This window comes from Aquimarina sp. Aq78 (assembly GCF_900299525.1).
In the GTDB taxonomy this organism is placed as follows: domain Bacteria; phylum Bacteroidota; class Bacteroidia; order Flavobacteriales; family Flavobacteriaceae; genus Aquimarina.
The window spans coordinates 337,789-362,977 of sequence record NZ_OMKA01000029.1 but is presented as its reverse complement, the minus strand read 5'-3'; the positions used below and the strand labels follow the sequence as shown (position 1 = coordinate 362,977).

21 protein-coding genes and 1 tRNA gene are annotated in these 25,189 nt (G+C 34.2%); 19 read left to right on the top strand and 3 right to left on the bottom strand.

The window, feature by feature from the left end; all coding sequences use genetic code 11:
* The first annotated feature begins 22 nt into the window (after positions 1-22).
* Positions 23-388 (top strand): GTPase, encoded by a 366-nt coding sequence (locus DG435_RS21090; protein WP_106791472.1) that lies wholly within the window; start codon positions 23-25, stop codon positions 386-388.
* Here DG435_RS21090 and yihA read toward each other — a convergent pair.
* Together yihA and DG435_RS21080 are read right to left on the bottom strand one after the other, a co-directional pair.
* The gene (yihA, locus tag DG435_RS21085; RefSeq protein ID WP_106791473.1) at positions 385-990 is read right to left on the bottom strand and encodes a ribosome biogenesis GTP-binding protein YihA/YsxC; all 606 of its coding nucleotides are present in this window, start codon (positions 988-990) and stop codon (positions 385-387) included. The genes DG435_RS21090 and yihA overlap by 4 nt on opposite strands.
* Before the next feature lie 14 nt (positions 991-1,004).
* Complete coding sequence (locus DG435_RS21080) at positions 1,005-1,775, bottom strand: alpha/beta fold hydrolase (protein ID WP_106791474.1); 771 nt, start codon at positions 1,773-1,775, stop codon at positions 1,005-1,007.
* 303 nt (positions 1,776-2,078) lie between these two features.
* On the opposite strand from DG435_RS21080, the gene mraZ reads away from it, so the two are divergent.
* The 15 genes from mraZ to DG435_RS21005 all read left to right on the top strand — a co-directional run bounded on the left by mraZ (position 2,079) and on the right by DG435_RS21005 (position 18,507).
* Entirely contained in the window at positions 2,079-2,546 is a 468-nt protein-coding gene (mraZ, locus tag DG435_RS21075; protein ID WP_106791475.1) for a division/cell wall cluster transcriptional repressor MraZ, read from the top strand.
* Between the two features lie 99 nt (positions 2,547-2,645).
* The gene (rsmH, locus tag DG435_RS21070) at positions 2,646-3,542 is read left to right on the top strand and encodes a 16S rRNA (cytosine(1402)-N(4))-methyltransferase RsmH (RefSeq protein ID WP_106791516.1); all 897 of its coding nucleotides are present in this window, start codon (positions 2,646-2,648) and stop codon (positions 3,540-3,542) included.
* The gene (locus DG435_RS21065) at positions 3,539-3,850 is read left to right on the top strand and encodes an FtsL-like putative cell division protein (RefSeq protein WP_101447528.1); all 312 of its coding nucleotides are present in this window, start codon (positions 3,539-3,541) and stop codon (positions 3,848-3,850) included. Before rsmH ends, DG435_RS21065 begins: the two co-directional genes overlap by 4 nt.
* Before the next feature lie 4 nt (positions 3,851-3,854).
* Entirely contained in the window at positions 3,855-5,849 is a 1,995-nt protein-coding gene (locus tag DG435_RS21060) for a penicillin-binding protein (protein WP_199852642.1), read from the top strand.
* A complete protein-coding gene (locus tag DG435_RS21055; protein WP_106791477.1) occupies positions 5,846-7,309 on the top strand; it encodes a UDP-N-acetylmuramoyl-L-alanyl-D-glutamate--2,6-diaminopimelate ligase in 1,464 nt (487 codons plus the stop codon). The genes DG435_RS21060 and DG435_RS21055 overlap by 4 nt, the downstream gene beginning before the upstream one ends.
* 40 nt (positions 7,310-7,349) lie before the next feature.
* Positions 7,350-8,582, top strand: coding sequence for a phospho-N-acetylmuramoyl-pentapeptide-transferase (gene mraY, locus DG435_RS21050; protein ID WP_106791478.1), 1,233 nt, complete (start codon positions 7,350-7,352; stop codon positions 8,580-8,582).
* A 1-nt stretch (position 8,583) separates the two neighbouring features.
* Positions 8,584-9,918 carry a UDP-N-acetylmuramoyl-L-alanine--D-glutamate ligase gene (gene murD / locus DG435_RS21045; protein WP_106791479.1) on the top strand — a complete coding sequence of 445 codons (1,335 nt, stop codon included), beginning with the start codon at positions 8,584-8,586 and terminating at the stop codon, positions 9,916-9,918.
* 28 nt (positions 9,919-9,946) lie between these two features.
* Complete coding sequence (locus DG435_RS21040) at positions 9,947-11,152, top strand: FtsW/RodA/SpoVE family cell cycle protein (protein WP_106791480.1); 1,206 nt, start codon at positions 9,947-9,949, stop codon at positions 11,150-11,152.
* Entirely contained in the window at positions 11,149-12,261 is a 1,113-nt protein-coding gene (murG, locus tag DG435_RS21035) for an undecaprenyldiphospho-muramoylpentapeptide beta-N-acetylglucosaminyltransferase (protein WP_106791481.1), read from the top strand. The genes DG435_RS21040 and murG overlap by 4 nt, the downstream gene beginning before the upstream one ends.
* 9 nt (positions 12,262-12,270) lie before the next feature.
* On the top strand, positions 12,271-13,617 hold the full coding sequence (murC, locus tag DG435_RS21030; protein WP_106791482.1) for a UDP-N-acetylmuramate--L-alanine ligase: 1,347 nt from the start codon (positions 12,271-12,273) through the stop codon (positions 13,615-13,617).
* On the top strand, positions 13,614-14,333 hold the full coding sequence (locus tag DG435_RS21025; protein WP_106791483.1) for a cell division protein FtsQ/DivIB: 720 nt from the start codon (positions 13,614-13,616) through the stop codon (positions 14,331-14,333). Before murC ends, DG435_RS21025 begins: the two co-directional genes overlap by 4 nt.
* Positions 14,334-14,340: 7 nt before the next feature.
* Positions 14,341-15,699, top strand: a complete 1,359-nt coding sequence (gene ftsA, locus DG435_RS21020) for a cell division protein FtsA (RefSeq protein ID WP_106791484.1) — start codon at positions 14,341-14,343, stop codon at positions 15,697-15,699.
* 80 nt (positions 15,700-15,779) lie between these two features.
* Positions 15,780-17,759 carry a cell division protein FtsZ gene (ftsZ, locus tag DG435_RS21015; protein ID WP_106791485.1) on the top strand — a complete coding sequence of 660 codons (1,980 nt, stop codon included), beginning with the start codon at positions 15,780-15,782 and terminating at the stop codon, positions 17,757-17,759.
* Between the two features lie 213 nt (positions 17,760-17,972).
* Positions 17,973-18,422 (top strand): GatB/YqeY domain-containing protein, encoded by a 450-nt coding sequence (locus DG435_RS21010; protein ID WP_106791486.1) that lies wholly within the window; start codon positions 17,973-17,975, stop codon positions 18,420-18,422.
* Between the two features lie 11 nt (positions 18,423-18,433).
* Positions 18,434-18,507, top strand: a tRNA-Arg gene (locus tag DG435_RS21005).
* A 571-nt stretch (positions 18,508-19,078) separates the two neighbouring features.
* Here the strand turns inward: DG435_RS21005 and DG435_RS21000 are convergent.
* Entirely contained in the window at positions 19,079-21,199 is a 2,121-nt protein-coding gene (locus DG435_RS21000) for a cellulase family glycosylhydrolase (RefSeq protein WP_106791487.1), read from the bottom strand.
* 414 nt (positions 21,200-21,613) lie between these two features.
* On the opposite strand from DG435_RS21000, the gene DG435_RS20995 reads away from it, so the two are divergent.
* The 3 genes from DG435_RS20995 to DG435_RS20985 all read left to right on the top strand — a co-directional run bounded on the left by DG435_RS20995 (position 21,614) and on the right by DG435_RS20985 (position 25,174).
* On the top strand, positions 21,614-23,209 hold the full coding sequence (locus DG435_RS20995) for a lytic polysaccharide monooxygenase (protein ID WP_106791488.1): 1,596 nt from the start codon (positions 21,614-21,616) through the stop codon (positions 23,207-23,209).
* A 917-nt stretch (positions 23,210-24,126) separates the two neighbouring features.
* Complete coding sequence (locus DG435_RS20990) at positions 24,127-24,555, top strand: Fur family transcriptional regulator (protein WP_106791489.1); 429 nt, start codon at positions 24,127-24,129, stop codon at positions 24,553-24,555.
* Positions 24,556-24,565: 10 nt separating this feature from the next.
* The gene (locus tag DG435_RS20985; protein WP_106791490.1) at positions 24,566-25,174 is read left to right on the top strand and encodes a class I SAM-dependent methyltransferase; all 609 of its coding nucleotides are present in this window, start codon (positions 24,566-24,568) and stop codon (positions 25,172-25,174) included.
* Positions 25,175-25,189 lie beyond the last annotated feature (15 nt).

Below are 25,189 nucleotides of genomic sequence, written 5' to 3'. Positions count from 1 at the left end.
ACTAAGTGTCAAAATTCAAACGTTGAAAAAAACCTTGTTTTTTGTATATAATGCACAGTCGGATATTTGGAATAAATATCTTGATAGCCTTCATAAAATTATAAGTCCGGCTACATATTCATGTGACCTTTGTAGTCTTACTCATGGTAACTTTTCTGAAAAAAAGGTGTGGAAGAATTTCAGGGAAAATTCAGATTATGAATTCGTGTTTATGTATAAAGATGAGTTTTTAGATACATATACGTATCTAGAAGATAAGAGTTTTAATCTTCCTATTATCTTTCAAAAACAAGAAGAAAAAATTAATTTACTGTTTGATTCAGAAGGGTTATCGTCCTTAAACTCTGTAGAAGAATTAATAGAATTTTTGAAAAAGAAAATAAGCTAAGATTTTTTTAGCTTCGAATTAATTTCTGCTATGTAGTTAAGAACGTCTTCTTTGCCTAAGCCAGAAGAAGAAGAAGTGATAAAATAATTAGGCATTTCTTCCCAGTACTTGAGCATTTCTTCGGTATAGGCAGCTATTTGGGCGGGTAGCTTATTTTTTGAAAGCTTGTCAGATTTTGTGAAAATAATAGAAAATGGTATTTGATTTTCACCCAACCATTGCATAAACTCAAGGTCTATTTTTTGTGGTTCATGACGGCAATCCACTAATACAAAGGCACTAACTAATTGTACTCGTTTAGAGAAGTACGCTGTAATAAATTTCTGAAATACTTTTTTTGAAGATTTAGATACTCTTGCATATCCGTATCCTGGTAAATCAACTAAAAACCAGGTTTTATTGATAATGAAATGATTAATCAGTTGTGTTTTTCCTGGTCTTCCAGATGTTTTAGCAAGACTCTTACGGCTAGTAAGCATATTGATCAATGAGGATTTGCCAACATTAGATCTACCTATGAATGCATATTCAGGGAGTTTGTCTTTAGGACATTTGTCAACATCGCTATTACTCATTACAAATTCAGCGCTACTAATCTTCATAGTATCAATTATGATTAGAAGTTACGTTCTTGTAACCAATTGTATAGTAAACGGTTAAATTCTTCTGGATGCTCCATCATAGCAGCATGACCACATTTGTCAATCCAATACAAGTCAGAATCAGGTAATAAACGATTAAAATCATCTGCAACTTCTGGAGGAGTAACATTATCATTTTTCCCCCAGATAACACAAGTTGGAGTATTCATTTTAGGTAAGTCTTTTGCCATGTTATGTCGAATAGCACTTTTAGCAATTGCAAGAGTTCTGATTAACTTATTGCGATCATTAACAGTAGCGTATACTTCATCTACAATTTCTTTGGTAGCGATTTCGGGATCATAAAATACATTTTCTGCTTTAGCTTTAATATATTCATAATCACCTCGCTTTGGATAGCTTTCTCCCATGGCACTTTCATAAAGGCCAGAACTTCCTGTTATAACCAGACCTTTTACTTTTTCAGGAAACATTTTGGTGCATAAAAGTGCAATGTGTCCTCCTAGAGAGTTGCCTAGAAGTATAACTTCTTTATCGCCATATCCTAAGTGATCTATAAAATCCTTAAGGTACCGGGCATAGGTACTAACTTTGGTTTTTAGTAAAGGTAAAGTGTATACAGGGAGCTCAGGAATCAGTACCTTATATCCGTGTTCAGGGAAGTAAGAACCAACACCTTCAAAATTACTCAATCCACCCATCAGTCCGTGTAAAATGATGATTGGTGTGCCTTCCCCTAAATCTAGATAACTAAATTTTCCGTCTTTTTTTAATTCGTGCTTCATTAATACTTCTTACAAGAATTAAAAGCAAATATAGCATTTTCATAATTAGTTTTGGGATTTTTTATTAATACTACAGAATGAATTTTTATATTTTTTTTTGTGATCGATTATTTCTATCTCAAAATGAGTAAAACCAAGAATCTACAAGTGTTATCGTAGTATGCTGATAAACAAAATCTTAAAGTTTTTAGCTGCCATGACTTTACTGTTTAGGTGACAATTTATTAACAATGTGGTAAATTGTGGTAAAAAGTGGTAATTTTTTCAATATATTTGACTAATTAAACGTTTAGGGAAATAAAAGTGGTAAATCTAATCGGCACATATGAGTGTAAGGCAGACGCTAAGGGACGTCTGATGATGCCTGTGGCTTTTAAGAAGCAACTCTCGCCGGTGCTACAAGATGGATTTGTGTTAAAAAGAGCTGTTTTTCAATCTTGTTTGGAGTTATATCCAATGGCAGAATGGAATCTTTTAATGCAAAAAATCAATAAACTCAACCGCTTTAAAAAGAAAAATAATGATTTTATCAGAAAATTTACAGCCGGTGTAAAAGTAGTTGAAATTGACGCTGCTGGCCGCCTTTTGATCCCAAAAGATCTAATTGGTTTTGCAGGCATTACTAAAGACTTAGTGCTGTCATCTGCTGTAAATATTATAGAGATTTGGGACAAAGATCAGTATGAAAAGGCAATTGATGATACGGCTGTTGATTTTGCGGATTTGGCAGAAGAGGTAATGGGGTTTGATGACGAAATAGAGCATGATTAATAGAATTGATAGAGGTTAAGAGGCTTATTTTGATAAAGATTAGTAGAAGCTTAACTTTTGTTTAGACTGTTGAAAACTAGAAAAGAAGAGATGGAAGAGATGGAATATCATAACCCGGTTTTACTCAAAGAAACTGTAGATGGGTTGGCAATAAAGCCTGATGGAACCTATGTCGATGTGACATTTGGAGGAGGAGGCCATTCTAGTGAAATTCTCAAACGATTAGGGCCAGAAGGGAAGTTATTTGCTTTTGATCAAGATAAGGATGCTTTGGAGAACGCAATTGATGATGATCGATTTACTTTAATAAATGAAAACTTTAGATTCATTAAACGATTCCTTCGATTCTATGGAGTTAGAAAAGTAGATGGAATTTTGGGGGATTTTGGGGTTTCTTCACATCAATTTGATGTAGCAGATAGGGGCTTTTCTACCAGGTTTGAAGCGGATCTGGATATGAGGATGAATCAAAGTGGGGAAATATCAGCTTATCATGTAATTAATGAATATGATGAGTCTGATCTAAGAGTAATGTTTTTGCAATATGGAGAATTGCGAAATGCTCCTAAGTTAGCAAGAGCAATAGTTGGAGCCAGAAAAGAAGAAAGTGTAAAAACCAGTGTAGAGTTAAAAGAAGTTTTAAAACCATTTTTACCAAAGCATAAAGAGCATAAAATACTGGCTCAGATATATCAAGCGATTAGAATTGAAGTAAATCAGGAGATTGAAGCTCTTAAGGAATTTTTAATACAAACAACAGAACTTTTAGACGCTAAAGGAAGGGTTAGTTTGATCTCTTATCATTCTCTTGAAGATAGGCTGGTAAAGAGGTTTATACGTAGTGGAATGTTTGAAGGAGAGCCAGAAAAAGATCTATACGGTAACGTATCGGTGCCTTTTAAAAAAATAGGTGGGTTGATAGTCCCTGGAGAAGAGGAGATTAAAGAAAATAATAGAGCACGAAGTGCAAAACTTAGAATAGCAGAAAAAATTTGAAGCAAACAATTTATGACATATTAAAAGGTAAGTTTCTTATTGCAGATGATGCAATGAAGAATTGGAGAATGCTATTGTTTCTCTCCTTTTTGGCAATAATAATGATCGCAAGTTCGCACAATGCAGAAAGTAAAGTGCATGAGATTGCTAGATTGAATAATGAAGTTAGGGAATTAAGAACACATTTTGTAGATGGGAAGACCGAATTAATGAGATTGAAGATGGAGTCATCAATAATAAAAAAGATGACACAAAAAGGATTAAAACGTCCTGAAAGACCTCCAAGGAAAATAATAGTAAAAAACTAAGCTGTTGGCAATAAAAGAAAAAAACATATTAAACCGATTGTATTTCATAGCAGCGTGTATGTTCATCTTTGCAATAGCAGTATTGGCCAAGTTAGTGAATATACAGTTTGTAGAAGGAGATATGTATCGCAAGAAAGCTCAGGAACGAGTTTTTAAAACCTTTGATATACCTGCAAATCGAGGTAATCTGTATGATAGTAAAGGTAATTTACTGGCTACATCGGTACCCAAATATGATATAAGATTCGATGCGCTTACAGTAAACGAAAAAGATTTTAGAAAATATATTAAACCGCTTTGTGAATCATTGTCCAAAGAGTTTGGGAAACCTGTTTCATATTATGATAAAATTATTAGAGTAGCCAGAGATAATAAAAACAGATACTTATTGCTACGCAGAAATATAGGATACTCTCAATATATGAGAGTTAAGAAATTCCCTTTGTTTGAATTCGGTGCAAATAGAGGAGGGCTAATTGTTGAGCAACGTACGATAAGAGAGCACCCTATTGGGAAAATTGCAGAACGTACAGTTGGATATGAAAGAAGGGATGAGCAAGGGTATTATACCAGAGTAGGTTTGGAAGGAGCTTATGGACCATTTTTAAGAGGGAAAGAAGGAAAACGAAAAAAACAAAAGATAGCAAAAAACCAGTGGAAACCTATAGGGGATGATAATGAAGTAGAGCCACAAGATGGGTATGATGTTGTTTCTACCATTGATGTAAATATTCAGGATATATCCCATCATGTGTTATTAGGGCAACTCGAAGAATTCGAAGCAGAACATGGTACTGTTGTCGTAATGGAAACAAAAACCGGAGAGATAAAAGCAATATCTAACCTTGGGCGTACCAAAGCAGGGAAATATTATGAGAAACTAAATTATGCTGTTGGAGAATCTCATGAACCAGGATCTACATTTAAATTGATGACAATGGTTGCGGCTTTAGAGGATAGAGTTATAGATTCAAGTTATGTAGTAGATACCGAAAATGGTCGTGTAAAGTTTTATGATAGAGTTGTAAAAGATTCTAAATGGGGAGGATATGGTAGGATATCTGCTGCAAAAGCATTCGAGCTATCTTCAAATACAGCTTTTGCAAAAATGATTAATGAAAATTATAAGGATAACCCAAGAAAATTTGTAGATCGATTGATTAATATGGGGCTTGGAGAAACACTTGGGTTGGCAATTAAAGGAGAGGGAAAACCCAAAATTCCTTATCCAGGAGATAAAGATTGGTATGGTACTACTTTACCGTGGATGGCACATGGATATGGTGTAGCAATTACTCCACTACAAACTTTAGCTTTTTATAATGCTATTGCAAATGATGGTGAAATGGTAAAACCAAGGTTTATAAAAGAAGTGAAAACCTGGGATAAGACACGAGAAAGATTTGATAAAGAGGTTTTAAACCCTACGATATGTTCTAAGACAACAGCAAAAATAGCGCAGGAAATGATGAAGAATGTTGTGAAGAGAGGAACAGCAGATAATATTCGTACTAATAATTTTGGTATTGCAGGTAAAACAGGTACATGTTGGGGGAACTATGGAAAAGATAAAGAACGAGAGTATATCTCATCTTTTGCAGGATATTTCCCTGCAGATAACCCTATTTATTCTTGCATTGTTGTAATTCATAAACCGAATAAGAAAAAAGGATATTATGGTAGTGAGGTTGCTGCCCCTGTTTTCAAAACTATTGCCACAAAAATATATAATGATATACCGGTGATTGATGAGGTGTCATATGCAGCGATTGAGAGTAATTCAGTTGTGAATAGTTATGAGAAATATTATGAGAATGCTCGAAAATATAAGACCATAATGCCTAATGTGAAAAATATGCCAGCAATGGATGTGATCTCTCTTTTAGAAAATATGGGACTGAAAGTCGAACTAAAAGGATCAGGGAGGGTGAAAAAACAATCTATAGAACCAGGAACTAAAGTAAAGATAAACCAAAAAGTGAGATTAGAATTATCGTGACAGAGTTAAAAGACATTCTATATAAGGTAGCGATTAACGCCGTAGTTGGTAATACAACAATGAGCGTTAATAAGATTGAATTCGACTCAAGAAAAGTTGAACAGGATGATGTGTTTGTTGCTATTAGAGGCTCTGTTTCAGATGGTCATGATTATATAGAAAAAGCTGTTGATCAAGGAGCTTTGGTTGTGATCTGCGAAAAGGTGCCAAGTATTGCAGTTAGTGGTGTAACCTATGTAGAAGTTGAAGATACCCAATCTGCATTGGCGATCATGGCGTCTAATTATTATGATTCTCCTTCGGGAAATCTAAAACTAGTTGGAGTTACCGGTACCAATGGTAAAACAACGATAGCAACTTTATTATATCAACTTTTTAAGAAAGCTGGATTCAAAGTAGGGTTGTTGTCTACAGTAAAAGTTGTAGTAGATGCCAAAGTTTATGATGCGACACATACTACCCCGGATTCTTTAACTATTAACTACTACCTCAAAGAAATGAATATTGCAGGAGTAGAATACTGTTTTATGGAAGTTAGTTCTCATGGGATACATCAAAAACGTACAGAAGGATTAGATTTTGCCGGAGGAATTTTTACAAATCTGTCTCATGATCATTTAGATTATCACAACACATTCAAAGAATATCGCGATGTAAAGAAAATATTCTTTGACGAGCTGCCAGCAAAAGCTTTTGCATTAGTAAATAAAGATGATAAGAACGGAAGTTTTATGATTCAAAACACTAAAGCAAAAAAGCATAGCTATGCTTTAAAATCCTATGCAGATTATAGAGGTCAAATTTTGGAAAGTAGTCTCGAAGGGTTATTACTAAAGTTAAACGATCATGAAGTTTGGGCAAAATTAATAGGGAGCTTTAATGCATACAATCTACTGGCAATTTTTGGTACGGCCGAATTATTAGGACTCGAAACCTTAGAAACTCTTCAGTTACTAAGTGACTTACAAAGTGTAAGTGGTAGATTTCAATATCTGATCTCTGATGAGAAAATTACTGCAATAGTTGATTATGCACATACACCTGATGCGTTAAAAAATGTGTTAGAGACCATTAATGATATAAGAACCAATAATGAAACGCTTATTACAGTTGTGGGATGTGGTGGAGATAGAGATAAAATGAAACGTCCTGTGATGGGAAACATTGCGGCAAGACTTAGTAATAAAACAATTTTTACGAGTGATAATCCCAGAACAGAAAATCCAGGTCAGATTATAGAAGATATTGAGAAAGGAGTAGAGCCGCAGGATTATAAAAAAACACTGTCGATTACAGATAGAAAACAAGCCATTAAAACTGCATGCCAATTAGCTAATAAAGATGATATCATCCTTATTGCTGGTAAAGGACATGAAACCTATCAAGAAATTAATGGAGAACGAACTGATTTTAATGATTTTGAAATTGTCAAACAAGAACTAAAGAAACTAAATAAATAAATCCTTTGCTCTCTTAGAAAAGAGTAAAAGGTAGTAACCTATGTTATACTATCTATTCGAATATTTGGAAAGCGAATACCAGTTCCCCGGGGCGACGTTGTTTCAGTTTATCACTTTTAGGGCAGCAATGGCAATTATTTTATCGCTATTGATCTCTACAATTTATGGTAAACGAATCATAAATTTTCTTAGAAAGAAACAGATGGGAGAAAGTATTCGTGAGCTTGGTCTGGATGGTCAAGCCGAAAAAGCTGGTACTCCAACCATGGGAGGAATTATTATTATTCTGGCAACTCTGGTTCCTGTACTATTGTTTGCTAAACTTGACAATATATATGTAATCTTATTGATCATTACTACATTATGGATGGGAGTTATAGGTTTTACGGATGATTACTTAAAAATAAAAAGAAAAGATAAAGAAGGCCTGGCAGGAAAATTTAAGATAATAGGACAAGTTGGGCTTGGACTTATTGTGGGATGTACAATGTATTTTCATAATGATATTACCATCAAAGAAGAAAAGGTAAAATCAGAAACAGAGCAAATTGTAAATGCAGGAGAAGAGGTATCCGATTTTAATCCGGCTATGAAATCTACAAAAACTACGATACCTTTTTTTAAGAACAATGAGTTTGACTATTCAGATTTGATAACCTGGATTAGTCCCGAAATGGAAAAATATGCTTGGTTAATTTTTATACCCATTGTCATTTTTATTGTTACGGCAGTATCAAATGGAGCTAACCTTACTGATGGGATTGATGGTCTTGCAGCAGGTTCGTCTGCAATAATGGTGCTAACATTAGCTCTTTTTGCATGGGTGTCGGGTAATATCATTTTTTCAGATTATCTCAATGTGATGTATATCCCAAAATCTGGAGAAATGACCATCTATATTACTGCATTTGCAGGAGCGCTAGTAGGGTTTTTGTGGTATAATACTTACCCGGCTCAAGTGTTTATGGGAGATACAGGTAGTCTTACTATAGGAGGAATAATAGCAGTAATTGCAATCGCAATACGTAAAGAATTTTTGATACCAATTTTATGTGGCATCTTTTTTATTGAAACCGTATCAGTAATGATGCAGGTAAGCTGGTTTAAATATACCAAAAAAAGACATGGAGAAGGAAGAAGAATATTTCTAATGTCTCCATTGCATCATCACTATCAAAAAAAAGGAATACATGAAAGTAAGATCGTTACAAGATTTTGGATTGTCGGCATTTTTATGGCGATCATAGCAGTGATTACGCTTAAAGTGCGATAACATGAAAAGACTAGTAGTGTTAGGAGGAGGAGAGAGTGGGGTAGGAACAGCTATTCTGGGTAAAAAAGAAGGATTCGATGTTTTTGTTTCAGATAAAGGAATAATTACAGATCAATATAAAGAAGTTCTTAGAAATTTTGAAATCGAATGGGAAGAACAACAGCATACAGAAATTAAAATTCTAAATGCAGATGTTGTTATGAAAAGTCCTGGAATTCCTGATAAAGTAGCATTAATAGTGAAGCTACTTAAAAAAAGAATTCCTGTAGTGTCTGAGATAGAATTCGCTGCAAAATATACAACCGCTCAGATTGTTGGTATTACCGGGAGTAATGGAAAGACTACAACTACAATGCTAACGCATTATGTGCTTAAGCATGGCGGTTTAGAAGTTAATATGGCTGGTAATATAGGAGATAGTTTTGCAAAACAAGTAGCAGAAAATGATGCTCCTTTTTATGTGCTTGAGCTAAGTAGTTTTCAGCTAGATGGGATAAAGGATTTTGCTCCTCATATTGCTGTTCTTACTAATGTTACTCCGGATCATTTGGATCGATATGAATACCAGTTTGAGAACTATATAGCGTCAAAATTCAGAATTGCAATGAATCAAAATGAAAATGATTATTTCATTTATGATGCAGACGATACAGTAATAACAGAATATTTAAAACAACATCCCGTTCGTTCAAGATTGTTGCCTTTTTCATTGACCAAAAAGGTAGAAAATGGAGCGTATTTAGAAGAAGAAAACATAACAATAATAATAGATAACAACAAAGTAATCATGCCAACAACAAATTTAGCATTAAAAGGAAATCACAATGTGAAAAACGCTATGGCCGCCGCTACAGTATCACAATTGTTAAAAATTAGAAAAGCAACCATTAGAGAATGTCTGGAAAACTTTCATGGAGTAGAGCATAGACTAGAAAGCGTGTTGAAAATTAATAATGTACAATACATTAATGATTCTAAGGCAACAAATGTAAATGCTACGTTTTATGCTTTGGACGCTATGAAATCGGCAACTGTTTGGATTGTTGGTGGAGTAGATAAAGGAAATGACTACACAGAATTGTATTCGCTGGTTAATGAAAAAGTAAAAGCTATTATTTGTTTAGGAGTAGATAACTCCAAGATTATTAATGCATTTGGAAATTGTGTTGATAATATTGTGGAAACACAATCAATGAAAGAAGCTGTAAATATAGCATATAAAATAGCTGAGAGAAATGAAAATGTGTTGTTATCTCCAGCATGTGCAAGTTTTGATTTATTTAAAAACTACGAAGAAAGAGGAAGGCAATTTAAAGAAGCAGTAAGAGAATTGTAATAAAAAACACAAAAAATTAATAGTAAGAATGACTAAAGTATTAGCAAATATAAAAGGGGATAAGGCGATCTGGGCGGTAGCAGCTTTGTTGGCATTGTTTTCGTTCCTACCTGTATATAGTGCTAGTAGTAATTTAGCGTATTTGTATGGAGGTGATGGAGATACTTTTAGTTTTTTGGTTAAACATTTTGCGCATCTCGTTTTAGGCTTTTTGATAATGTATGGTGTGCATAAGATACCTCACCATTATTTCAAAGGACTTTCTATTATCATGATACCGATGGTGATCATATTATTATTAATCACATTGGCACAGAATACAACAGGTGGGGGAACAAACGCAAGTAGATGGATTCGCTTGCCATTTGTTGGTGTAGGTTTTCAGCCTTCTACTCTGGCAGCGGTAGTTTTAATGGCTTATGTAGCTAGATATCTTTCAAAAATTAAAGATAAAGCTGTTACCTTTAAAGAAACATTATTGCCATTGTGGTTACCTGTATTTTTGGTGTTAATGTTGATCTTACCTGCTAATTTTTCTACTGCAGCGATCATATTTTCAATGGTTATTGTTTTGGTATTCCTGGGCGGATACCCACTAAAATATATCTCGGTGATCTTAGGGTCCGGACTTTTGATACTTACCTTTTTTATTTTGTTTGCAAAAGCATTTCCAGGAGTTTTCCCAAATAGGGTAGATACTTGGGTGAGTAGAATAGAAAACTTTACAGATAATAAGGATACTCAAGAAGATTATCAGATAGAACGCGCAAAAATTGCAATTGCAAGGGGAGGAGTTATTGGCACAGGTCCCGGCAAAAGTGTACAGAGAAACTTTTTGCCACAGTCATCATCAGATTTTATTTATGCAATTATTATTGAAGAATGGGGTTTTGTAGGAGGAGTATTTCTAATGTTGTTATACATATTATTGTTACTCAGATTAGTGATTGTAGCTCATAAAAGTGCAGATATTTTTGGTAAGTTGTTGGTTATGGGTGTTGGGTTGCCTATTGTTTTTCAGGCATTTATAAATATGGCTGTTGCTGTAGAGTTATTTCCGGTAACAGGACAAACACTTCCGCTTATTAGTAGTGGTGGAACATCAATTTGGATGACCTGCCTGGCGATTGGTATTGTATTAAGTGTAAGTAGTAAAAGAGAAACAAGTATAGCAGAAGAACGAATAAAAGAAAAAGAAGAAGACCCTTTAGAGGTTTTGAGTGAAGTTTTATGAGCAAAAAGCTAAGAATCATATTATCAGGAGGAGGCACAGGAGGACATATCTATCCTGCGATAGCTATTGCTAATGAAATAAGTGAGAGGTATCCAGATACTTCTATTTTGTTTGTAGGAGCAAAGGATCGTATGGAGATGCAAAAAGTACCGCAAGCTGGATATGAAATTGTAGGATTGTGGATTAGTGGTATTCAAAGAAAACTAACGTTGAGTAATTTATTGTTTCCGATAAAGTTGTTAAGTAGTCTATGGAAATCCAGAAAAATTATAAAAAAATTTAACCCTGATGTGGTTATAGGAACTGGGGGATTTGCAAGTGGGCCATTATTAAAAATGGCAAATTCTAGAAAGATTCCAACGGTACTTCAAGAGCAAAATTCTTTTCCGGGAATTACCAATAAATGGTTGTCAAAAGGAGCACATAAGATTTGTGTTGCTTATGATAATATGGAAAAGTTTTTTCCGAAAAGTAAAATTATAAAAACAGGAAATCCTGTTCGTCAGGATTTACTAAAAACTGAAGAAAAAAGAGATCAGGCAATTGCAAAATATGCCCTTGATCCAGAAAAGAAAACGGTTTTGATTATTGGCGGGAGTCTTGGGGCAAGAAGAGTTAATCAATTAATCGAAAAAGAACTTGGTTTTTTTGCAGGAAAAGAAGTTCAGTTACTCTGGCAATGTGGCAAGTTGTATTATTCAGATTATAAAGGATATACGGATCAAACGCATGTACAAGTACATGAATTTTTGGATACTATGGATTTGGCATACGCAGCAGCAGATATTATTATATCAAGAGCAGGTGCAAGTTCAGTTTCAGAACTATGTATTGTTGCTAAACCAACATTGTTTATCCCTTCGCCAAATGTAGCCGAAGATCATCAAACCAAAAATGCAAAGGCAATTGTAGATAAAGACGGGGCTGTAATGTTAAAGGAGAGCGAATTAGATAACAAGTTTCAGGATACAATTTCAGAATTATTGGATTCTGAAGATGTGCAAATTAAACTTTCCGAAGGAATAAAAAAATTGGCGTTACCCAATGCCACTTCGGATATAGTAGACGAGATTGAAAAATTAATGCAAAATAGAGCAGCAAGAAATTAGAGGTATATAATGAACAAAGGTTTAGAGAACATACAGAATATATATTTTATCGGTATCGGTGGTATCGGTATGAGTGCTCTTGCCCGATATTTTAAATTCCTAGGTAAAAATGTAGCTGGGTATGATAAGACTCCTAGTCAAATTACTTCTGATCTAATAGCATTAGAAATTCCAATTCATTTTGAAGATAGCATTGATCATATTCCTAAGACATTTTTGAATATTGAGAATACGCTAATCGTATATACTCCTGCTATCCCAAAAAATCATAAAGAGTATGTGTATGTAAAGAACAATGGATTTTTGATCAAGAAGAGGGCAGAAGTTTTAGGAATTATTACAAAAGATACATATACACTTGCAGTGGCAGGAACGCATGGCAAGACGACGACGACCGCAATTCTTGCACATTTACTTAAAGAAAGCGGAGCAAAAGTGACTGCTTTTTTAGGAGGGATAAGCGAAAATTATAATTCTAACCTGGTATTAGAAGGAAATGAAGTAGTTGTAGTAGAGGCTGATGAATTTGATAGATCATTTTTGCAACTATATCCTGATATAGCTGGGATTACTTCGATGGATGCAGATCATTTGGATATTTATGAAAAGGCCAATGCATTAGAGGAATCTTTTATCGAATTTTCTTCAAGAGCAAAGGATCATCTTTTGGTTCGTAATGGGTTGCCCCTTTCGGGTATCACTTTTGGAATCGAAGATGACTCAGATTACTGTGCTCAAAATATAAAAATAGATAATGGAACCTATGTTTTTGATTTAAAAACACCACATAAACGTATTAAAGATTTGCATTTAAACCTGCCAGGTAGACACAACTTGTTAAATGCTATTACAGCCTTTGCTATAGCGATGCTTTACGGCTCCCCGACCGGACCTTTGGCAAAGGCTTTATTTTCTTTTAAAGGTGTGCAAAGAAGATTTAGTTATCAGATTAAAACAGATGACCTGGTGTATGTAGATGATTATGCACACCATCCCACAGAGATTAATGCGCTGCATCAGGCAGTAAGGGAGATGCATCCTGATAAAAAGATACTAGCTGTTTTTCAGCCACATTTATATAGTAGAACCAGAGATTTTGCTTCAGATTTTGCGCAGAGTCTTAGTCAGTTTGACCAATTACTGCTTTTGGATATCTATCCGGCAAGAGAATTGCCGATAGCTGGAGTGACCTCGGATTGGTTGTTAAACATGATAGATGCAAAAGATAAAAAACTAATACAAAAAGATAATTTAATTGAAGCAATAGTAGGTAGTAATGCCGAGGTAGTATTAACTATTGGGGCAGGAGATATCGGAGAAGAAGTATATCGTATAAAGGAAGCTTTGTTAGTATGAAAAGAAAGATTTTGACATATTTAAAATTTAGTGGCCTGCTTATTTTAATGGTAGTTCTTTTTGCTTTTGCCAGCAAACGTAATGAGCAACGAAAGATTAGTGAAGTGCTTATAGAATTTATTGAAGAACAAGATCCTTACGTAAATGAAATAACGGTTAATAAATTGTTAATACAAAATCAGGATAGAGTTACGAGCGTGGGGAAAGAAATTTTAGTTTTGAATACTGTAGAACAAAAGCTCGATGCACATAAAATGATTGAACATTCTGATGTGTATCTTACTGTAAATGGAGAACTTAGGGCGAGAATCAAGCAACGCACCCCAATTGCTAGGGTTAATGCGGTTACTCCTTTTTATGTTGATGTTACGGGAAATACGATGCCTTTGTCTGATAGTTATTCGGCTCATGTGCCAATAGTACATAATGTATCAGAACGAGAAGTTATTCAGATTTTTCCTTTATTAAAAAAAATTCAGGAAGATGAATTTTTAAAAAAACACGTTGTAGGGATTTACCTTAATGTCGAAGGGAATTATGAACTAGAGTTGCGAGTGTACTCGTTTAAATTGGTTTTTGGAAAAATAGAGAATTTAGATAATAAGATAAGGAACTTTAAAGCATTTTATCAAAAAGCACTAAGAGATAAAAGTCTTGAAAAATATAAAAAAGTCAGTTTGCAATTTAGTAATCAAGTGGTGTGTACAATAAAATAATACCAATATGGAAAGAGAAGTAAATGAAATAGCGGTAGGACTAGACATAGGGACAACTAAGATTGTTGCCATGGTAGGGAAATATAATGAGTACGGAAAGATGGAGGTATTGGGAATTGGCAAATCCAAAAGTTTGGGCGTACACCGTGGTGTGGTTAATAACATAACACAAACAATTCAATCAATACAACAAGCAATTCAGGAAGCAGAAAGTGTTTCAGGATTAAAAATTAATGATGTGACGGTTGGGATTGCAGGTCAGCACATTCGTAGTTTACAACATAGCGATTATATCACCAGGCCTAATGCAGATGCTGTAATAGATGAAGATGATATAGACAAATTATGCAATCAGGTACATAAATTAGTGATGTTACCTGGCGAGGAGATTTTACATGTATTACCTCAGGAATATAAAGTCGATGGTCAAGCCGAAATAAAAGAACCGGTGGGTATGTATGGGGGAAGATTAGAAGCTAATTTTCATGTAGTAGTGGGACAAGTGACTTCTATTCGTAATATAGGGCGATGTGTGAAAAGTGCAGGATTAGAATTATCAGATGTAACTTTAGAACCATTAGCATCCGCTAATGCAGTGCTAAGCCAGGAAGAAAAAGAAGCAGGAGTTGCACTAATTGATATAGGGGGAGGTACAACAGATTTAGCCATTTTTAAAGATGGGATTATTCGTCATACAGCAGTAATACCTTTTGGAGGTAATGTGATAACAGAAGATATCAAAGAAGGATGCTCAATCATCGAAAAACAAGCAGAATTACTAAAAATAAAATTTGGATCTGCTTGGCCAGGAGAAAATAAGGATAATGAAATTGTTTCAATTCCTGGATTAAGAGGAAGAGAGCCTAAAGAGATCACTTTAAAAAACCTTTCTAAGATTATTCATGCACGAGTAGTCGAAATTGTAGAGCAGGTTTTTTTAGAGATCAAAAATTATGGACATGAATCCCCTAAGAAGAAATTAATTGCAGGAATTGTATTAACAGGAGGAGGGTCACAGCTTAATCACCTTAAGCAGCTTGTAGAATATATTACAGGTATGGATACCCGAATAGGATATCCTAATGAACACCTCGCAGGGAATAGCGATTCAGAAACTACAAGCCCTATGTATGCTACTGCTGTAGGATTAGTAATGGACGGATTAATACATATTAAGAAACAAAAGAAAATAAGTGAAAAAGAACCTGTTGTAAGCGTTCAATCAAAACGACAACCTGAAACAGCAACTATAGATGATGATATCACTATTGAAGAAGAAGATCCAAGAGTTGATCTAAAACCAAGGAAGAATATTCTAGAGAAATGGACAGAGAAATTTAAGGAATTCTTAGATAATGCAGAATAGTTAGAAGATTAAGTAATGTTCATTTTTTGAACAGTGAAAATATATAAAGATACAGTAGGAGAACCAGAAAATTAGCAATTATGAGTAAAAATGAGGAGTTCGAAAACATTTCGTTTGATTTACCAAAAAATCAATCTAATGTAATTAAAGTTATTGGAGTAGGAGGAGGAGGTAGTAATGCCATTAATCACATGTTCCAGCAAGGAATTAAAGGAGTTGATTTTGTCATTTGTAATACAGATGCTCAAGCATTAGAAAACAGCCCAATACCTAATAAAATACAGTTAGGAGTTTCACTAACCGAAGGATTGGGTGCAGGAGCAAATCCAGAAGTGGGTGAGCAATCTGCGGTAGAAAGCTATGAGGAGATAAAAACAATGTTGGATACCAATACCAAAATGATCTTTATCACGGCTGGTATGGGTGGAGGAACCGGTACGGGAGCTGCTCCTATTATTGCCAAAATGGCAAAGGAGTTAGATATTTTAACTGTTGGAATTGTTACAATTCCTTTTCAGTTCGAAGGTCGTATGCGTAATGAACAAGCGCAATTGGGAGTAGAAAAACTTCGTGCTCATGTAGATTCTTTAGTTGTTATTAATAATAATAAGCTAAGAGAAGTTTATGGTAATTTAGGATTTAAAGCTGGCTTTTCTAAGGCAGATGAAGTTCTTGCAACCGCATCTCGAGGTATAGCAGAAGTTATTACACATCACTATACACAAAATATAGATTTACGAGATGCAAAAACAGTACTAAGCAATAGTGGTACAGCTATTATGGGGTCTGCTAATGCCTCAGGTAATAAACGTGCTCATGATGCTATTGTTAAAGCATTAGATTCTCCTTTGCTTAATGATAATAAAATTACCGGTGCTAAAAATGTACTCCTGCTAATTGTATCTGGTAAAGAAGAGATTACTATTGATGAGATTGGTGAAATTAATGATCATATACAACAAGAAGCTGGTCACGGAGCTAATATCATTATGGGAGTTGGTGAAGATGAATCTCTAGAAGATGCAATCTCTGTAACAGTTATTGCTACTGGATTTGATGTAGAACAACAAGATGAAATTGTTAATACTGAAACTAAGAAAATAATTCATACTCTAGAGGACGAACAACGTTCGGCAATACAAGACTTATCTCCTAAGTCTACAGGAAATGTTACTCCTATGCGTTCTCCTTTACCAAAGAAAAAGGAAGTAGAAGAACCATCAATTATAAAGCACGAATTAATTGAAGATGAAGAAGTAGATGAAGATTCCCTATTGATCCCTACAACAGATCTGCTAAAAAATATTGATGTATCCTACGAAGTAGTAGATGCGTTTTCTTCAGATAATGATTTTGTGATTATTAATGCACAGGATATTATTAAACAAATAGAAGTTAATGATGAAAAAGAAGTAAATGCTGAAGAAGAGAAAGAAGATCAATTTGCATTAGCATTTGATATGCCTGTAGGAGGAAACGAAGAAGAATCTGTACAGACGCCAAATGCTACTTCTAATGAACAAAAAATAGAAGAGGAAGAAGAACAACCTATTGTTTTTGACCTAAGTGATGATATTCTCGATTTAGAAGTTAATGACGCAATAGAAGTGGTTCCTGTTGGAGAAACTGCATCTGAAGGAGTGCGTAAGTATAGCTTAGAGGATTATATGGAAGAAGAAAAGCGATTAACTGAAGCACAACCGGCAGAAGTTATGGAAGAGGAAGATGAAGAGATTATTTTAGAAAAGAAAATTATAGATCCAACTCCAGAAACAGAAAAAACAGAAGATGTAGATCCTGTTAATCAACCTATTTCTGAGACTTTAAAAGCCAGAGCAGCAGAACGTAGAGCTAAGATGAAAGAATTTAATTATAAGTTTAGAAATAGCTCTTCTAAAATTGATGATATAGAAAAAGAACCAGCCTATAAAAGAGCAGGAATAGATGTAGATACTAAACCAGATGATTCTGGACTATCAAGAACTTCTTTAGGAACTGATAGTAATGATGATATACAATTGCGCAAAAACAATTCCTTTTTGCATGATAATGTTGACTAATTTCTATAATAATTAAAACAATAATATTGTATAAAGTATAAACATGTAATTCTAGCATTTCGTTTACACTTGCCTTGAGCATGTCAAAGAGTTAAGTATAGACTTCGTTAGAATTTATAAATAGAGATAGTATTTAAACTAAACCGATAATCTAGGAGTAGATTATCGGTTTATTTTTTATCTTCGCAATCCAAAGATAAAAAATCAATTATCATGAGTTTAGAGCAAAAAGTAATGACTGCAATGAAAGAGGCTATGAAAGCTAAAGATACTAATGCATTGACATCATTGCGTGCTGTGAAATCAGCTATTTTATTAGCTCAGACTGAGAGTGGAGCAAAAGAAGAACTCACCGAAGATCAGGAATTAAAATTATTGCAAAAACAGGTTAAGCAACGTAAAGATAGTGCTGCAATTTTTACAGAACAAGGACGTGATGACTTGGCAGAACCCGAACTGGCTCAAGCAAAAGTGATTGAGCAATTTTTGCCAGAACAATTAGGTGAAGCAGAGATTGAAAAAATAGTAGTAGATATTATTGCTAAGACTGGTGCAGAAGGAATGAAAGATATGGGTAAAGTAATGGGGATGGCAAATGCTGCATTAACAGGAAAAGCAGATGGAAAAACGATTTCTACAATAGTAAAAAGTAAATTATCTTAATATAAGAAAATGGCCTCGTGGCGCAACTGAATAGCGCATCAGATTTCGGCTCTGAGGGTTGGGGGTTTGAATCCCTCCGGGGTCACGAATGAATGAAAGCCAGCACGATAGTGCTGGTTTTTCTTTTGTATAAAAAAAAGGTGTTGAAATATAATTTCTGTTGGCTTTCATTTTCAAAACAGAACATTATCGGGATCATATTTATAATTCTTCCGTGGTCACTAAACGGGAATTGTAAAAATCTCAATGATAATTCCTGTTTCTTTTTTGAATAAAACCTACTGATAATTTAGGTGTTAAACTATTTTTTTTCGTTTACTCTAAAAGTTTGAACGACTTCTATAAGTATAATATAGAAAAGAGTTTCTCAGTTAGAAAAAGAAATAAATACTAAAGAAACCAGTTGCCAATAATCTTTTCCTTACAAAAATTCAAATCTCCATAATTGAAAAAATAACTTACTCTTATTATATTACAAATAAAGACCACAAAAAAATATTTCTCAGGCAGTCTTTATGCATTGGTTAACAAGTGCTTATGCATTAACTGGCACTGTTAGCACTTCTTTCAATAGTTTTAAAACCTAAAACCTAGCTTTAAACAGGACTATAGATTTAACATGTTAAATAATATATTGTATTAATTTGTTTAGAGTACTATCTCTTAATAATTTGCTTAGTAATTATTCCTTTTTCATAAGGGATTTTTACAAAATACAACCCAGGGGTGCATTCAGAAACATCTATCTTCGTTATGCCAAAAATGGGATTTAAAGTACTGTTTTTTATAACTTTTCCTTTAACATCTACAATATAGATCGGTAAACCATTCATAGAGGGTTGTCCCTGAATTATAATTTTGTCTAAAACCGGATTAGGGAAAGTATAGACTTCTAACTGATTAAATGCTTTTTTCCCTTTGACTTCTTCACAAATGGGTGCTACATCGCTATTACTAAAATGTATAGTAACGTTTCTACTTTTAGAAACAAGAGCAAAATTCTGGTCATCCAAAGTTACATAATACGAATCATCCAGATTAGGAATACCTGTTCCAGAAAGAGTAATCGAAGGGTTTGAAGTATTTAGATTTTGACTTGTTATCTTACTTTTTAAATCATTCCACCAATTAGGAATTCCATTCGTAGTATTCATGGACAACTGCCATAAGCCATTATTGGGTAAGTCCCAATTTATATCAAAACTAGCCATATTGCTTAGATTAGGACCATTGGTTCCAAATATATGAACCTTGGTATACGTTGCATTTGCAATACTTGGTAATGGATTCGGTAATGGAGCTCCAAAATCACATGGATCGCTATTTCCTGGTCTCGTAACAATAATCGTGTCGGTCGATGTACTACTATTCCCAGCAGTATCCGAAACGATCAAAGTCACGGTATAGCTTCCTGCACTGGTAAATGTATGTGAAGTGATGTCCCCGGTTGCTGTTGCTCCATCTCCAAAATCCCATGAGTATGCTAGCGGATCATTATCAGGGTCTGAAGAATCCGATGCATCAAACTGAATTGTTAATGGCGCATCTCCAGAAGACACATCATTCGTAAATCTGGCTATTGGCGGCAAATTACTACTCCCTCCTATAATATTAGGAATCAATGGTGCAAAATGAGGTCGTAGCACATCCATCTTCCATTGGTTCACTGAAGACCAATCATCTTTCAAAATCCCACCTGTATCCCCAGAATTAGGGTTCATCGTCCAGAAAGTCCAGGAATAAATATCTCCCATAAAATTCATCCACTCTGTAAACCAGGTATAAGCAGTTCCTCCAAAAGCTCCTTGGTTTCTGATTCCAAACTCTCCAGCAAATAATGGAGAAATCTCTTCTTCATACAGGTAATGAAAATTTTCTCGCCATATGTCTGGCATATTTTGAGGGAAATTAGCTGCTCCAAACCAATCTTGATTAAATACTTCTGGTCCATACTCGTGAGCAGAATACATTAATTTATTGGGATTAGAAAGTTGTACCGGGTATTTTCTAGCCCCCATCAATTGGCCACCCCACCAGTAAGAATTTCCTTCGAATTCACCAACACCTTCAACAATAATCAATACATTAGGGTTGACTTCTAAAATGGCATTTCCACATCGTTCTGCAGCTTTATTCCAATCTGTTGCCGGATTGCTATTCCCCCAAGTAGATCCGTGAGGTTCGTTATTTAAATCCATAGCAACCACGGCCGAAAAATCTTTATATCGTTCTGCTATAAATACCCAATCATCGATCCAGCGATTCTCAGAATACTGATTTGTATACCAAAGCGCTTCGTCAAGAAAACCATCGGCAGCTCTCGAATGATTATCCAGTACTATTTTGATATCATTATCCTGACACCATTGTACCATAACATCCATTAGTTCTATGGGTTTCGTTAATTTTGATTCTTCTTCGTTCATTGGAGAAATTCCTGTATATGGATCCGTTCCAAATGAATTTATATTGATCGTAGATCCGGGATTAAGCATCTCGTTACACCAAGGTACTCTAATCGTATTAAATCCTAAATCTTTTATTTGCTGGAGTACACTTTTCATATCTCTGGTCCAAATCCCATGAGGACTATATAAAGACGTTTCAAAACCAAACCAGTTAACACCTGTTAACCGTACTTCTTTTTCTTCAGAATCAATTAATTTATTTCCTGATACAGAAAGCCAGTTTTGTTCTTGGGCTATAGTATTTAAAGTCGCACCAAAAATTAATAGTGTAACCAATACCCATTTTATTTGTTTGATTATGTTTTTCATGAAAATGTATATTTAAGTTGATATAAAATTTTTAGTAAGTGAAATCGTTTTTGTTGTTTATTACGAAATCGATTTCGCTTACCATCTTATATATAAATAAGCTGTTAATCAGGTGTTTATAGACACCTTTTTACCGCAAACATTATACTTTTTTACCATACCATTTACACTATTATTGACATAGAGGTGGTCGAAATTTTTATTTCCTTTTTGTTTTTAATTCATCAATCCATATTCAAACCTACTTCTATCGTATTAGTGTGCCTTACTTCATTTGAGTTTTAGCCGTAAAAAATTGCTTTTTTTGATACAAAATGTGTTAAAATTTAGCAAATGCGTAATCTAACTAGTTGATATGCGTGTAATTAGTGTTAGCTTAATAGCATTATTAACTAACTTAAATTTATTTTTAACATGAAGAATTATAACCGTAAAAACGAAATTTTTACGGGGGTAAATCCCCGTTTAAAAGATTGGTCATTGCAGATTTTACTCTGTATAATTTTATTATTCTCACCTGTTCAGTCCATTTTCACACATGGTACAGTAACAAGTCCTCCCAGCCGAGTTTGGATTTGTTATCAGGAAGATCCCGAGAGTCCCGATTCACCGGCTTGTATCGCAGCAGTTCTCTCTCACGGGACACAAGCTTTCTACGATTGGAATGAGGTTGCAAGAATGGATGCACATGGTATGCATCAAGAAATTATTCCGGATGGTAACCTGGCCAGTGCGGGACGACCGGACAAATATGGTGGATTGGATCAGGTAAGAAACGATTGGGTATCTACCCCTGTTACTCCTGGTCCTTTTACAGTAACCTGGACTAATTCGGCTCCGCATCAAACATTATACTTTGATGTGTATATAACAAAAGCAGATTGGACACCAGATCAACCGCTCACATGGGATAGCCTTGAACGTCTTGTACGTACCGGACCAAGACCGGCTTCATCAATTGATAATATAGATGTTACATTACCAGAAAGAACAGGTAAGCATGTTATTTATAGTATCTGGCAACGATCACTTACCGGAGAAGCTTTTTACTCAACAAGTGATGTTGATTTTGGAGGTGGGCCAAATAAACCTCCTGTCCCTTCGTTTAAAAGTGATAATGGTAAATGTGGTGGCCCCAATGTTACCTTTGATGCATCTGATTCTTATGATCCCAATGGAGATGAACTGACCTACACCTGGGACTTTGGAGATGGTAATACTGCTCAAGGTGTTACAGTTTCTCATAACTATTCTAATATGGATAGCGTTACGGTTACATTGACCGTAAGTGATGGAGAGTTCAGTAGTGGCATAGTCGAAACGATTAGCTTATTAGAAGAACCAGATTGTGTAGAACCTATTTGTCCTCTTGATACTCCTATTGCAACGGCATTACCTTCTTTGATCCAAACATATACAAATGTCCACGTATTAGGAGATAATGGCCCTAATCTAGATAGTATTACTATGTTTACCATAAATTGGGATTTAAAAAATAATGGTTTATATCAATTTTCTTTTAATTTAAATACGGCTCCGTGGTACATGAATTTTTCAAATGCTGCGCAAAACTTTAATGGACCTAATCCGGAAATTTCGTTAACAGGAACTGGTATTTCCGGTTTAGATGGAGATTATTATGTAACGATTGACCAAGGAAACTTTGCAATGGTTTCCAAAGACGATGCGCATACTATCTATTTCAGCGGTTCCTCAACAATACCTGATTGTGGGGCTATAACAACCAGAACAAAAAAGGCCAAAGAACTTTCTTTTGCTATGTTTCCGAATCCTGCAGTTACAAATATTTCAATACGAAATAAAACAAATCTAAAAGGCAGCATAATTACTATTTACAATCTTACCGGAAAAGAAGTAAAGTCCCTGCCAATAATGGAAAACACAATGAGTATGAGTATTGATATTTCAGGAATTAAATCAGGATTATATATGGTGAGAATTTTAGACCCTTCTGGCGTAAGTAGTTCTCAAAAATTAATTGTGAAGTAAGATTCTGTTTAAAATAATTCAAAGGATTTTACAAAGGAGGTCAGAATTATTCTGTTCCTTTCCTTTTAACAAAAAGAGGTTGTCTTGTTTTTAGGTAACCTCTTTTATTGGACTTGCTACCTTTATTCGGACAGATATTTTAAGACAGTTTATGTTTAAATAAATATCTTAGAAAAATGAAGAAACGATTTTACAGTAAAGAATTTAAATCAGAAGCTGTTAGGTTAAGTTATCAACTCCAAAATCAAATTTGTTATTATGTAAATTGTTATTTCTTATAATCACTTGAAAAAACTGGTGATTAGATTGATTTTTTTTCTCAAAAAGTTTGAACTCTTTCCCTTCGGGGTCACGAATGAATCACGAAGTGAGTTTCAGCAATGAAACTCGCTTCTTTTTTTGAAAATTACGAAGTGGTTCTTTTTGTGATTCTCAAAGTGGAGCTTTGTAGCGATCAATGATAGTTAATCCCCGATTTTCATTTTAAGATTTTTGGAAAAAATAAAGAATCAAAGAGACAGCTTGTCGTTTTGTATTTATAAAGGAGGAGTGTCTTGTCCCAAAAAGTTTACATACTCTAAATTTTTAAGTACTATAAACTAAATTCTAAAATCTTTTGTTTTAGTAATCATTGATAACTCTAGTTGTAGCAAAAAGAGTACTCACTAAAAGAGAATAAGCCAATTTACAAACAAAAATGAAGTAGAATTAGCTGTATTATTGGCTATTATATTTGTATTGGGGTCCTATTTTGTAGCAAATTCAAACTGCAATAAATTTGTTAATATCAAGGTTTTAGTATACTGTTTTTTATAAAATAAGTATATTTGAAATAGGGATAAAAACAAAAAAAGGACTAAGGAATGATAGAATATTGTATTCTTTGTTTTTTTAGTCTATTGGAATTTTAATTATTCATGAATACACAAAAATATATAGAAGAGCTACTTAAGTCACATACTTTAAAAAAGACTTCTGTTCGAATAGAAATGCTTAAAATATTTCTGAATTATAATCATGCATTATCTGCAAAAGAAATAATTTCTCATATGAAGATAAGTCATGATCGGGTAACAATATATCGAACTTTAAATTCTTTTGAAGAGCATGGAATATTACATAAAGCTTCAGAAGATAGTCATGGTATTAGATATGCGTTATGTAGTCATGAATGCCCTGAAGAAATCCATACAGATGAACATGTTCATCTTATCTGTGAAAAATGTTCACATACATATTGCCTGGAAGATATTAAAATTCCAAAAATTGAAGTTTTAGAAAAATTCTTAGCACAAAAAATAAACTATACGATTAATGGTATTTGTAATGCATGTCTCTCCAACTAAAAAATAATGAATGAATAATTCTTGGAACACTCATTACCATTATTTTGATCAGAAAAAACACCCTCCAGCAGCTACTTTGTGTAATGCGATAGCTCTTTCTCGAAAAACACAAATTAGTCAACAAGATAAACTAGCGATTGATTTGGGTTGTGGGAATGGGGTAGATACTTTTGCTCTTCTTCAAGATAAGTGGAACGTACTTGCAATTGATAAACAAAATGAAGCTTTGTTGCGAATTAAAGAAAATACCCCAGATACATATAAAGAACAACTTCGACTTAGTTTAAATTCTTTTGAAAATATAGAAGAGCTTCCTAATTGTCAACTCATTAATGCCACTTTTAGCTTACCATTTTGTCACCCTGATCATTTTGGTAAATTGTGGAATATCATTACTTCTTCAATAACTAAAAAAGGAATTTTCAGTGGGCATTTTTTTGGCATTAATGATTCTTGGAATTCTAATCTCGAAATGACCTTTCATACCCAAAAACAAATAACAGAATTGTTTAGTCGTTTTGATATTGAATATTGTAATGAAATAGAAAAGCAAGGCAAAACAATATCTGGAAAAGAAAAATATTGGCATGTATTTCATATAGTAGCCCAAAAAAAGTAAGCTATACCATTTACC

Excerpts from the sequence above, each read along its gene's own strand:
- ftsZ (WP_106791485.1), top strand. The coding sequence starts at position 15,780 with ATGAGTAAAAATGAGGAGTTCGAAAACATTTCGTTTGATTTACCAAAA.
- DG435_RS20995 (WP_106791488.1), top strand. The coding sequence starts at position 21,614 with ATGAAGAATTATAACCGTAAAAACGAAATTTTTACGGGGGTAAATCCC.
- DG435_RS20990 (WP_106791489.1), top strand. The coding sequence starts at position 24,127 with ATGAATACACAAAAATATATAGAAGAGCTACTTAAGTCACATACTTTA.
- DG435_RS21025 (WP_106791483.1), top strand. The coding sequence starts at position 13,614 with ATGAAAAGAAAGATTTTGACATATTTAAAATTTAGTGGCCTGCTTATT.
- mraY (WP_106791478.1), top strand. The coding sequence starts at position 7,350 with ATGTTATACTATCTATTCGAATATTTGGAAAGCGAATACCAGTTCCCC.
- murD (WP_106791479.1), top strand. The coding sequence starts at position 8,584 with ATGAAAAGACTAGTAGTGTTAGGAGGAGGAGAGAGTGGGGTAGGAACA.
- murG (WP_106791481.1), top strand. The coding sequence starts at position 11,149 with ATGAGCAAAAAGCTAAGAATCATATTATCAGGAGGAGGCACAGGAGGA.
- DG435_RS21000 (WP_106791487.1), bottom strand. The coding sequence starts at position 21,199 with ATGAAAAACATAATCAAACAAATAAAATGGGTATTGGTTACACTATTA.
- yihA (WP_106791473.1), bottom strand. The coding sequence starts at position 990 with ATGAAGATTAGTAGCGCTGAATTTGTAATGAGTAATAGCGATGTTGAC.
- DG435_RS21010 (WP_106791486.1), top strand. The coding sequence starts at position 17,973 with ATGAGTTTAGAGCAAAAAGTAATGACTGCAATGAAAGAGGCTATGAAA.
- DG435_RS21040 (WP_106791480.1), top strand. The coding sequence starts at position 9,947 with ATGACTAAAGTATTAGCAAATATAAAAGGGGATAAGGCGATCTGGGCG.
- DG435_RS21080 (WP_106791474.1), bottom strand. The coding sequence starts at position 1,775 with ATGAAGCACGAATTAAAAAAAGACGGAAAATTTAGTTATCTAGATTTA.
- rsmH (WP_106791516.1), top strand. The coding sequence starts at position 2,646 with ATGGAATATCATAACCCGGTTTTACTCAAAGAAACTGTAGATGGGTTG.
- DG435_RS20985 (WP_106791490.1), top strand. The coding sequence starts at position 24,566 with ATGAATAATTCTTGGAACACTCATTACCATTATTTTGATCAGAAAAAA.
- murC (WP_106791482.1), top strand. The coding sequence starts at position 12,271 with ATGAACAAAGGTTTAGAGAACATACAGAATATATATTTTATCGGTATC.
- ftsA (WP_106791484.1), top strand. The coding sequence starts at position 14,341 with ATGGAAAGAGAAGTAAATGAAATAGCGGTAGGACTAGACATAGGGACA.